Annotated in this window: 10 protein-coding genes, 5 tRNA genes and 2 other RNA genes; all 17 read left to right on the plus strand. The window is 54.2% G+C overall.

The features are described 5' to 3' along the window. The first annotated feature begins 5 nt into the window (after nt 1-5). The 17 genes from cydB to ACTJJ1_RS15775 all read left to right on the plus strand — a co-directional run bounded on the left by cydB (nt 6) and on the right by ACTJJ1_RS15775 (nt 8,440). Nucleotides 6-1,145, plus strand: coding sequence for a cytochrome d ubiquinol oxidase subunit II (gene cydB, locus ACTJJ1_RS15695; RefSeq protein ID WP_004949760.1), 1,140 nt, complete (start codon nt 6-8; stop codon nt 1,143-1,145). A 17-nt stretch (nt 1,146-1,162) separates the two neighbouring features. Then, nucleotides 1,163-1,276, plus strand: a complete 114-nt coding sequence (gene cydX / locus ACTJJ1_RS15700) for a cytochrome bd-I oxidase subunit CydX (RefSeq protein ID WP_004949761.1) — start codon at nt 1,163-1,165, stop codon at nt 1,274-1,276. Continuing rightward, a complete protein-coding gene (gene ybgE / locus ACTJJ1_RS15705) occupies nt 1,276-1,572 on the plus strand; it encodes a cyd operon protein YbgE (protein WP_440834383.1) in 297 nt (98 codons plus the stop codon). Before cydX ends, ybgE begins: the two co-directional genes overlap by 1 nt. Nucleotides 1,573-1,702: 130 nt before the next feature. After that, on the plus strand, nt 1,703-2,107 hold the full coding sequence (gene ybgC / locus ACTJJ1_RS15710; protein WP_004949765.1) for a tol-pal system-associated acyl-CoA thioesterase: 405 nt from the start codon (nt 1,703-1,705) through the stop codon (nt 2,105-2,107). Beyond that, nucleotides 2,104-2,787 (plus strand): Tol-Pal system protein TolQ, encoded by a 684-nt coding sequence (tolQ, locus tag ACTJJ1_RS15715; RefSeq protein WP_006324117.1) that lies wholly within the window; start codon nt 2,104-2,106, stop codon nt 2,785-2,787. Before ybgC ends, tolQ begins: the two co-directional genes overlap by 4 nt. Before the next feature lie 12 nt (nt 2,788-2,799). Continuing rightward, nucleotides 2,800-3,228, plus strand: coding sequence for a colicin uptake protein TolR (gene tolR / locus ACTJJ1_RS15720; protein WP_004949769.1), 429 nt, complete (start codon nt 2,800-2,802; stop codon nt 3,226-3,228). An 81-nt stretch (nt 3,229-3,309) separates the two neighbouring features. Further along, a complete protein-coding gene (tolA, locus tag ACTJJ1_RS15725) occupies nt 3,310-4,644 on the plus strand; it encodes a cell envelope integrity protein TolA (RefSeq protein WP_346827381.1) in 1,335 nt (444 codons plus the stop codon). A 135-nt stretch (nt 4,645-4,779) separates the two neighbouring features. Beyond that, nucleotides 4,780-6,072: a Tol-Pal system beta propeller repeat protein TolB gene (gene tolB, locus ACTJJ1_RS15730; RefSeq protein WP_004949773.1), complete on the plus strand. Its 1,293-nt coding sequence runs from the start codon at nt 4,780-4,782 to the stop codon at nt 6,070-6,072. 44 nt (nt 6,073-6,116) lie between these two features. After that, on the plus strand, nt 6,117-6,632 hold the full coding sequence (gene pal / locus ACTJJ1_RS15735; protein ID WP_006324120.1) for a peptidoglycan-associated lipoprotein Pal: 516 nt from the start codon (nt 6,117-6,119) through the stop codon (nt 6,630-6,632). A 9-nt stretch (nt 6,633-6,641) separates the two neighbouring features. Beyond that, complete coding sequence (gene cpoB / locus ACTJJ1_RS15740) at nt 6,642-7,442, plus strand: cell division protein CpoB (RefSeq protein WP_006324121.1); 801 nt, start codon at nt 6,642-6,644, stop codon at nt 7,440-7,442. A 178-nt stretch (nt 7,443-7,620) separates the two neighbouring features. Next, nucleotides 7,621-7,696 (plus strand) — tRNA-Lys (locus ACTJJ1_RS15745). 32 nt (nt 7,697-7,728) lie between these two features. After that, nucleotides 7,729-7,804, plus strand: a tRNA-Val gene (locus ACTJJ1_RS15750). Between the two features lie 7 nt (nt 7,805-7,811). Beyond that, a tRNA-Lys gene (locus ACTJJ1_RS15755) sits at nt 7,812-7,887 on the plus strand. Nucleotides 7,888-7,901: 14 nt separating this feature from the next. Beyond that, nucleotides 7,902-8,023, plus strand: a non-coding RNA gene (locus ACTJJ1_RS15760) — RtT sRNA. A gap of 71 nt (nt 8,024-8,094) precedes the next feature. Then, a tRNA-Lys gene (locus ACTJJ1_RS15765) sits at nt 8,095-8,170 on the plus strand. 14 nt (nt 8,171-8,184) lie between these two features. Continuing rightward, a non-coding RNA gene (locus ACTJJ1_RS15770) (RtT sRNA) lies at nt 8,185-8,306 on the plus strand. 58 nt (nt 8,307-8,364) lie between these two features. Further along, nucleotides 8,365-8,440, plus strand: a tRNA-Lys gene (locus ACTJJ1_RS15775). Nucleotides 8,441-8,546: the final 106 nt, after the last annotated feature.

Raw genomic sequence — 8,546 nt, forward strand, 5'->3', positions numbered from 1 at the left:
CACGTATGTTTGACTATGAAGTACTGCGATTTATCTGGTGGGCTCTGATTGGCGTACTGCTGATCGGTTTCGCCGTCACCGACGGTTTCGACATGGGCGTCGGCATCCTGCTGCGCATTATCGGCAGAACCGATACTGAGCGTCGGGTGATGATCAACTCTATCGCTCCGCACTGGGACGGTAACCAGGTGTGGTTGATCACCGCAGGTGGCGCGCTGTTCGCCGCCTGGCCGATGGTCTACGCGGCGGCGTTCTCCGGTTTCTACGTCGCGATGATCCTGGTGCTGTCAGCCTTGTTCTTCCGCCCGGTCGGTTTTGACTACCGTTCGAAGCTGGAAAACAGCCGCTGGCGCAACATGTGGGACTGGGGCATTTTCATCGGCAGCTTCGTGCCGGCCGTGGTGTTCGGCGTGGCGTTCGGCAACCTGTTGCAGGGTGTGCCGTTCCACATGGACGAATACATGCGTCTGTTCTACACCGGCAACTTCTTCCAACTGCTGAACCCGTTCGGCCTGTTGGCGGGTGTGGTCAGCCTGACCATGCTGGTGACGCAAGGGGCAACTTATCTGCAGATGCGTACCTCCGGCGAGATCCACCTGCGCGCACGCGCTGCGGCGCAGATCTCCACGCTGGTGATGGCGGTATGCTTCCTGCTGGGCGGCGTATGGCTGGTGAAAGGCATCGATGGGTATGTGATTACCTCGGCGCTGAATACTATGGCGGAGTCTAACCCGATGCGTAAAGAAGTGGCGCATCAGGCGGGTGCCTGGTTGATTAACTTCAACAAGTATCCGGCTCTGTGGGCGCTGCCAGCATTGGGCGTCGTGCTGCCGTTGTTCACCGCTCTGTTCTCGCGCTTGCAGAAAGACGCGTTGGCCTTCGTGTCGTCGTCACTGACCATTGCCTGTGTGATCCTGACCGCCGGGGTAACCATGTTCCCGTTCGTGATGCCGTCAAGCACCGTGCCTAACGTTAGCCTGACCATGTGGGACGCGACGTCCAGCCTGTTTACGCTGGAAGTGATGACCGTTGTTGCGGCGATCTTCGTGCCTATCGTTCTGGCGTACACCAGTTGGTCGTACTACAAAATGTTTGGCCGTCTCGACAAGAACTTCATCGAGAACAACAAGCATTCGCTGTATTAAGGATAAGGAGCTAAACCATGTGGTATTTTGCCTGGATTCTCGGAACGCTTCTTGCCTGCGCCTTCGGCATCATCACGGCGCTGGCGCTTGAGCATCACGAAGATTCAAAAGCGCAGCAAGACGGCAAGTGATGAGTTCGTCATTGGCTGACAAGCTGTACGCCATGACTGACAAGGGCCCGGTTCGGGCCCTTTCATTGGTGCTGGCGTTGATTTTGGCGGGCTGTATTTTCTGGGATCCGACCCGCTTTGCGGCGAAGACCAGCTCGCTGGAGATTTGGGAAGGTCTGCTGCTTATTTGGGCGGTGTGCACGGGCGTGATTCACGGCGTCGGGTTCCGACTGCAACGTTCGTTATGGCGTGCTTTTTTTGCGCCACTTCCGGCAATTGTGATCCTGGCCGCAGGATTATTTTACGTTTCTTTATAATCTCCGTTATATCCCCGTGTTATGGGCCATTCCGGCCCATAATTATTTTCGTTCCCTTCTTGTAACCCATTCCCAACCCGATCCGTCTTGCGTATAGTAGCACCGTTAAATTGCATTGCTGGGAAGTAGAGTGAGTAATACGTTGTTTCGATGGCCGGTTCGCGTTTACTACGAGGATACCGATGCCAGTGGTGTGGTCTATCACGCCCGCTATGTCGCCTTTTTTGAAAGAGCGCGCACCGAGATGCTGCGTCACCACAACTTTCATCAACAGCAGCTGCTCAGTGAACATATCGCTTTCGTAGTCCGGCGCATGACGGTGGATTATCTGGCTCCGGCTCGTCTCGACGAACAGCTGGAAGTGCAGAGTGAAATCACCTCAATGCGCGGGGCTTCTCTCACGTTTGCTCAACGTATTGTCAATTCTGACGGAACTCTTTTGAGTCAGGCCGATGTGTTGATTGCATGCATTGATCCACACCAAATGAAGCCGATAGCGCTTCCTAAGTCTATTGTCGCGGAGTTTAAGCAGTGAATGAGATGAACATCCTAGATTTATTCTTGAAGGCAAGCCTGCTGGTTAAGCTTATCATGTTGATTTTGATATGCTTCTCGGTGGCCTCCTGGGCGATCATCATTCAGCGCACCCGCATCCTTAATGCGGCCACGCGTGACGCCGAGGCCTTTGAAGACAAATTCTGGTCCGGTATTGAACTTTCCCGTCTGTATCAGGAAAGCCAGGCACGTCGCGATAGCCTGACCGGCTCCGAACAAATTTTCCATTCTGGTTTCAAAGAATTCGCTCGCTTGCACCGCGCTAACAACCATGCGCCGGAATCGGTGATCGAAGGCGCGTCACGCGCTATGCGCATCTCGATGAACCGCGAGCTGGAAACGCTGGAAAACCACATTCCTTTCCTCGGCACCGTGGGGTCGATCAGTCCGTATATCGGTTTGTTCGGCACCGTGTGGGGGATTATGCACGCCTTTATCGCACTGGGTGCGGTGAAACAGGCCACGCTGCAAATGGTAGCACCGGGTATCGCCGAAGCACTGATCGCAACCGCCATCGGTTTGTTCGCCGCTATCCCGGCCGTTATGGCCTATAACCGCCTCAACCAGCGCGTCAACAAGCTTGAGCAGAATTACGACAACTTTATGGAAGAGTTCACCGCTATTCTGCATCGTCAGGCCTTCTCCAGCGACAGCAAATAAGTAGGAGGTAGCATGGCGAGAGTTCGTGGACGCAATCGGCGCGAGCTGAAGTCCGAAATTAACATAGTTCCGTTGCTCGACGTGTTGCTGGTGCTGTTGCTGATCTTTATGGCAACCGCGCCGATCATCACCCAGAGCGTTGAGGTTGATCTGCCTGATGCCACCGATTCCAAGGCGGTGTCCAGTGACGATAACCCGCCGGTGATCCTCGAGGTTTCCGGCGTCGGTCAATATACGCTGGTGGTGGATCACAACCGCATGGAGTTGTTGCCGCCGGAGCAGGTTGCAGCCGAAGCCAAGTCGCGTTTAGCGGCTAACCCGAAGACGGTCTTTTTGATCGGCGGGGCGAAGGAAGTACCCTACGATGAGATTATCAAGGCATTGAATATTCTCCATCAGGCGGGCGTCGCTTCCGTGGGGCTGATGACCCAGCCAATCTGACCCTAAGGTTAGAGGCAACCCGGTTCCTGTGCTCAGGCGCAGGAACCCCGTATAAGCAACACCAGTTTTTGGGAATCTATTTTGGTAAAGGCAACTGAGCAAAACGATAAGCTGAACCGCGCCGTTATTGTTTCGGTCGTTCTGCACTTCATATTGATTGCCCTGCTGATTTGGGGATCGCTGCAAGAAAACGTCAACATGGACAGCGCCGGCGGTGGCGGCGAGGGTTCGGTTGTCGGCGCAGTGATGGTCGATCCTGGGGCAGTGGTGGAGCAGTACAACCGCCAGCAACAGCAGAGTAACGACGCGCAGCGCGCTGAAAAGCAGCGCCAGAAAAAAGCGGAGCAACAGGCCGAAGAACTTCAGCAGAAGCAGGCGGCGGAACAACAGCGCCTGAAAGAGCTGGAGAAAGAGCGTTTGACCGCGCAGGAAAAAGCGGCGCAGGACGCGAAAGAACAGGCTGAACAGCAAAAGCAGGCCGCAGAGCAGCAAAAGCAAGCGGCAGAACAGCAGAAACAGGCCGCCGAGCAACAAAAGCAGGCCGCTGAACAGCAAAAAGTGGCCGAGAAGGCTGCGGAGAAAGCCAAAGAACAACAGAAAGTAGCGGAAGCGGCCGCCGCCAAGGCCAAGGCCGAAGCGGATAAAGTTGCCAAGGCGCAAGCGGACGCACAGAAGAAAGCGGAAGCTGAAGCCAAGAAAGAAGCCGCCGCCGCCGCTGCCGCCAAGAAACAGGCGGAAGAAGCGAAGAAAGCGGCTGCCGCCGAGCAAAAAGCGACTGAAGCCGCAGAGAAAAAAGCGGCTGCCGACGCCGAGAAGAAAGCCGCAGCGGAAGCTGAGAAGAAAGCTGCAGCAGAAGCCGAGAAAGCCGAGAAAAAGGCTGCTGCTGACGCCGAGAAGAAAGCGGCCGCAGAGGCTGAGAAAAAAGCGGCTGCTGCCGAGAAGGCCGCAGCCAAGAAAGCCGCAGCGGATGCCAAGAAGAAGGCGGCTGCCGAAGCTGCTGAACAGTCTTCCGACGTGAACAGTCTGTTTGGCGACCTGGCGGACGGTAAGAACGCACCGAAAGGCGGCGGCGCCAAGTCTGGCGGCGCTAAGTCGAAGGGCGACGGTAAACCTGCCGGTCAGGGCAATGCCAAGACGGCAGGGGCCAGTGGGGCGGATATTAATGGTTATTTGGGGCAGATTAAGGGCGCAATCGAGAGCAAGTTTTATGATGCCAGCTCGTTTGCCGGTAAAACCTGTAACCTGCGTATTAAGCTGGCGCCGGATGGCCTTTTGATTGATGTTAAAGCTGAAGGAGGTGATCCAGCTCTGTGTCAGGCGGCGATAGCCGCAGCGAAGCAGGCGAAGATCCCGAAACCACCTAGCCAGGCTGTGTATGAGGTGTTTAAGAATGCTCCCCTTGTATTCAAGCCATAATAACGGTTGATTGACTAAGTCATACCGCAGGGATGTACTAAGGTAACCAACAGGGATTATGTAGTTTTGTTTGCGTTGGTTTGTTAAAATTCTGCTAATTTATCGCAGGCATCCCGCCTGGATAAGGGAGATGAGATGAAGCAGGCATTTCGAGTAGCGTTAGGTTTTTTAATACTGTGGGCGTCCGTTCTTCATGCGGAAGTTCGCATCGAAATCACCCAGGGGGTCGACTCCGCTCGTCCGATTGGCGTGGTACCCTTTAAATGGGCTGGCCCAGGCACGCCTCCGGAAGACATTGGCAAGATTGTCGGCGCGGATTTGCGCAATAGCGGCAAATTCAACCCTATTGACGTGGCGCGCATGCCGCAGCAACCGACCTCCGCGTCTGAAGTGACGCCGGCGGCCTGGACTGCATTGGGCATTGACGCGGTCGTGGTCGGCCAGGTGCAACCTGGTGCAGACGGCGGCTACCTGATCTCCTATCAGCTGGTGGACACTTCAGGTTCACCGGGCACCGTATTGGCGCAAAACCAGTATAAAGTGACCAAACAATGGTTACGTTATTCTGCGCACACCGCCAGTGACGAAGTGTTCGAGAAGCTGACCGGTATCAAGGGCGCGTTCCGTACCCGTATCGCCTACGTAGTGCAGACCAACGGCGGGAAATTCCCGTACGAGCTGCGCGTAGCGGATTACGACGGTTACAACCAGTTTGTGGTACACCGTTCACCGGAGCCGCTGATGTCCCCGGCCTGGTCGCCGGATGGCAGCAAACTGGCGTACGTGACCTTTGAAAGTGGCCGTTCTGCGCTGGTCGTACAGACCCTGGCTAATGGCGCTATCCGTCAGATCGCTTCGTTCCCGCGCCACAACGGTGCACCGGCGTTCTCACCGGACGGCAGCCGTCTGGCCTTTGCGCTGTCTAAAAGCGGCAGCCTGAACCTGTACGTGATGAATCTCGGCTCCGGCCAGATCACGCAAATCACCGACGGGCGCAGCAACAATACCGAACCGACCTGGTTCCCGGATGGCCAGTCTCTGGCATATACCTCCGATCAGGGCGGCCGACCGCAGATTTATAAAGTCAGTGCCAGTGGCGGTGCGTCACAGCGTCTGACATGGGAAGGCTCTCAGAATCAGGATTCTGAAGTCAGCTCTGATGGTAAATTCCTGGTGATGGTGAGCTCCAATAGCGGTGCTCAGCATATCGCCAAACAAGATCTTGGATCGGGAGCCGTTCAAGTTTTAACCGGCACGTTCCTGGACGAAACGCCTAGTATTGCGCCAAATGGCACCATGGTGATCTATAGCTCCACGCAAGGTATGGGCTCCGTGCTGCAACTGGTATCGACTGATGGGCGTTTTAAAGCGCGTCTTCCGGCAACCGATGGACAGGTCAAATTCCCTGCCTGGTCGCCGTATCTGTGATGCATGTGTAAATATGTATGGCAAACTATAAAAGGATCAAAGAAATGCAACTGAACAAAGTGCTGAAAGGGCTTCTGCTGGCACTGCCAGTTCTGGCTGTAGCGGCTTGTAGTTCTAACAAAAGCGCAAACAACGACCAATCTGGTCTGGGCGCTGGCGCTGGCACTGGTACAGAAAACGGCAGCAGCAACCTGTCTTCTGAAGAACAAGCTCGTCTGCAGATGCAAGAACTGCAGAAGAACAACATTGTTTACTTCGGCCTGGACAAGTATGACGTGAGCTCCGAGTTCGCCGAGATGCTGGACGCACACTCTGCATTCCTGCGTAACAACCCGTCTTACAAAGTGACCGTTGAAGGCCACGCGGACGAACGCGGCACGCCGGAATACAACATCGCTCTGGGTGAGCGTCGTGCTAACGCAGTTAAAATGTACCTGCAAGGCAAAGGCGTTTCAGCTGACCAGATCTCTATCGTTTCTTACGGTAAAGAAAAACCAGCAGTACTGGGCCACGACGAAGCGGCTTATGCTAAAAACCGTCGTGCCGTTCTGGTTTACTAAGAGAATCGCATGAACAGTAACTTCAGACGTCACTTGTTGAGTCTGTCGTTACTGGTTGGCGTAGCGGTCCCATGGGCCGCTACTGCCCAAGCGCCAATCAGTAATGTCGGCTCCGGCTCGGTCGAAGACCGTGTCACTTCACTTGAGCGTATCTCCAATGCTCAGGGCCAGCTTTTAAACCAACTCCAGCAACAACTCTCTGATAACCAGCGCGATATTGACTCTCTCCGCGGGCAAATCCAGGAAAGCCAATATCAACTGAATCAGGTTGTTGAACGCCAAAAGCAGATCTATCAACAGATGGATAGCATCAGCCAGGGCGGCGCTCAGAGCTCCGCAGCCGCTGCGGGTGCCGCAGGTGGGGCAGCTGCGGCTGCTTCCACCGACGGCGCTGACAGCGCGTCTGCGGGCGCCTCAGCAGCTGCGCCGGCCAGTACGGGCGATGAAAACAGCGACTACAACGCCGCTGTTTCATTGGCGCTGGAAAAAAAACAGTATGATCAGGCGATCTCCGCTTTTCAGACCTTCGTAAAACAGTACCCAAAGTCTACTTACCAGCCCAACGCCAATTATTGGCTGGGGCAGTTGTTCTACAACAAGGGTAAGAAAGACGATGCGGCCTACTATTTTGCCGTCGTGGTGAAGAATTATGCAAAGTCACCTAAGGCGCCGGACGCAATGTACAAGGTAGGTATCATCATGCAGGAAAAAGGGCAGGCCGATAAAGCCAAAGCCGTGTTCCAGCAGGTGATTAAACAATACCCAACCAGTGCTGCGGCCAAACAGGCGAAAAGTCGCGTTGCCGGTTAGTCAGCAAAAAAATGAGCCCAGAAATTAGTCTATCTGACCGCTTTCTGGGCTCATTCGTGTGAAGAACAAGCAGTTGAACCACTTGTTTTAAAATTTAAGTTGCGCTGCCAAGATAAATTAGTAATATATGCCGCCGTTGCCAAGACAACTTGCAAGATGTTAAAGCAGCTAGGAAATTGGGTCGTTAGCTCAGTTGGTAGAGCAGTTGACTTTTAATCAATTGGTCGCAGGTTCGAATCCCGCACGACCCACCAATTCCTGAAGTAGTAGCAGTAACCACACTAGTGGGTGATTAGCTCAGTTGGTAGAGCATCTCCTTTACACGGAGGGGGTCGGCGGTTCGAGCCCGTCATCACCCACCACTGCTGTGGGTCGTTAGCTCAGTTGGTAGAGCAGTTGACTTTTAATCAATTGGTCGCAGGTTCGAATCCCGCACGACCCACCATTTTTAGATGTGATTACGATGTGGAATCGTAAGGGTGAGAACCGTAAAGGTTCGAGTCTCGCAAAGCGAGACAACATCACGCAGTGATGGCCCGAAGGGTGAGGCTGAAAGCCGAATAATCCCGCACGACCCACCATTTCAGAGTTGTTTTTCCGCAATGCAAATCCTCGGTTTTGTATTCGTAGTTCAGCAGTAAACCACGTCAGTGGGTCGTTAGCTCAGTTGGTAGAGCAGTTGACTTTTAATCAATTGGTCGCAGGTTCGAATCCCGCACGACCCACCATTTTTAGACGCGAGTACGATATGGAATCGTAAGGGTGAGAACCGTAAAGGTTCGAGTCTCGCAAAGCGAGACAACATCACGCAGTGATGTCCCGAAGGGTGAGGCTGAAAGCCGAATAATCCCGCACGACCCACCATTTTTATTGCAGCGAGTCTCTCTCCTGCTTACGCGTTTCAGCAGTAAACCACATCAGTGGGTCGTTAGCTCAGTTGGTAGAGCAGTTGACTTTTAATCAATTGGTCGCAGGTTCGAATCCCGCACGACCCACCATTCTTTCCGATACCTCAGCCCTTCCCCACATCATAAAATTACATAACGCACGAATCGTGTGGGTGAGTAACCTGCGTTCAGGTTCGACAAAATTGCCCAGTCAATT

The organism is Serratia sp. 22264 (genome assembly GCF_052045345.1).
Taxonomy (GTDB): domain Bacteria; phylum Pseudomonadota; class Gammaproteobacteria; order Enterobacterales; family Enterobacteriaceae; genus Serratia; species Serratia plymuthica.

Coding starts and splice junctions, on each gene's coding strand:
- tolR (WP_004949769.1), top strand. CDS start 2,800: ATGGCGAGAGTTCGTGGACGCAATCGGCGCGAGCTGAAGTCCGAAATT.
- pal (WP_006324120.1), top strand. CDS start 6,117: ATGCAACTGAACAAAGTGCTGAAAGGGCTTCTGCTGGCACTGCCAGTT.
- tolB (WP_004949773.1), top strand. CDS start 4,780: ATGAAGCAGGCATTTCGAGTAGCGTTAGGTTTTTTAATACTGTGGGCG.
- cydX (WP_004949761.1), top strand. CDS start 1,163: ATGTGGTATTTTGCCTGGATTCTCGGAACGCTTCTTGCCTGCGCCTTC.
- ybgE (WP_440834383.1), top strand. CDS start 1,276: ATGAGTTCGTCATTGGCTGACAAGCTGTACGCCATGACTGACAAGGGC.
- cpoB (WP_006324121.1), top strand. CDS start 6,642: ATGAACAGTAACTTCAGACGTCACTTGTTGAGTCTGTCGTTACTGGTT.
- cydB (WP_004949760.1), top strand. CDS start 6: ATGTTTGACTATGAAGTACTGCGATTTATCTGGTGGGCTCTGATTGGC.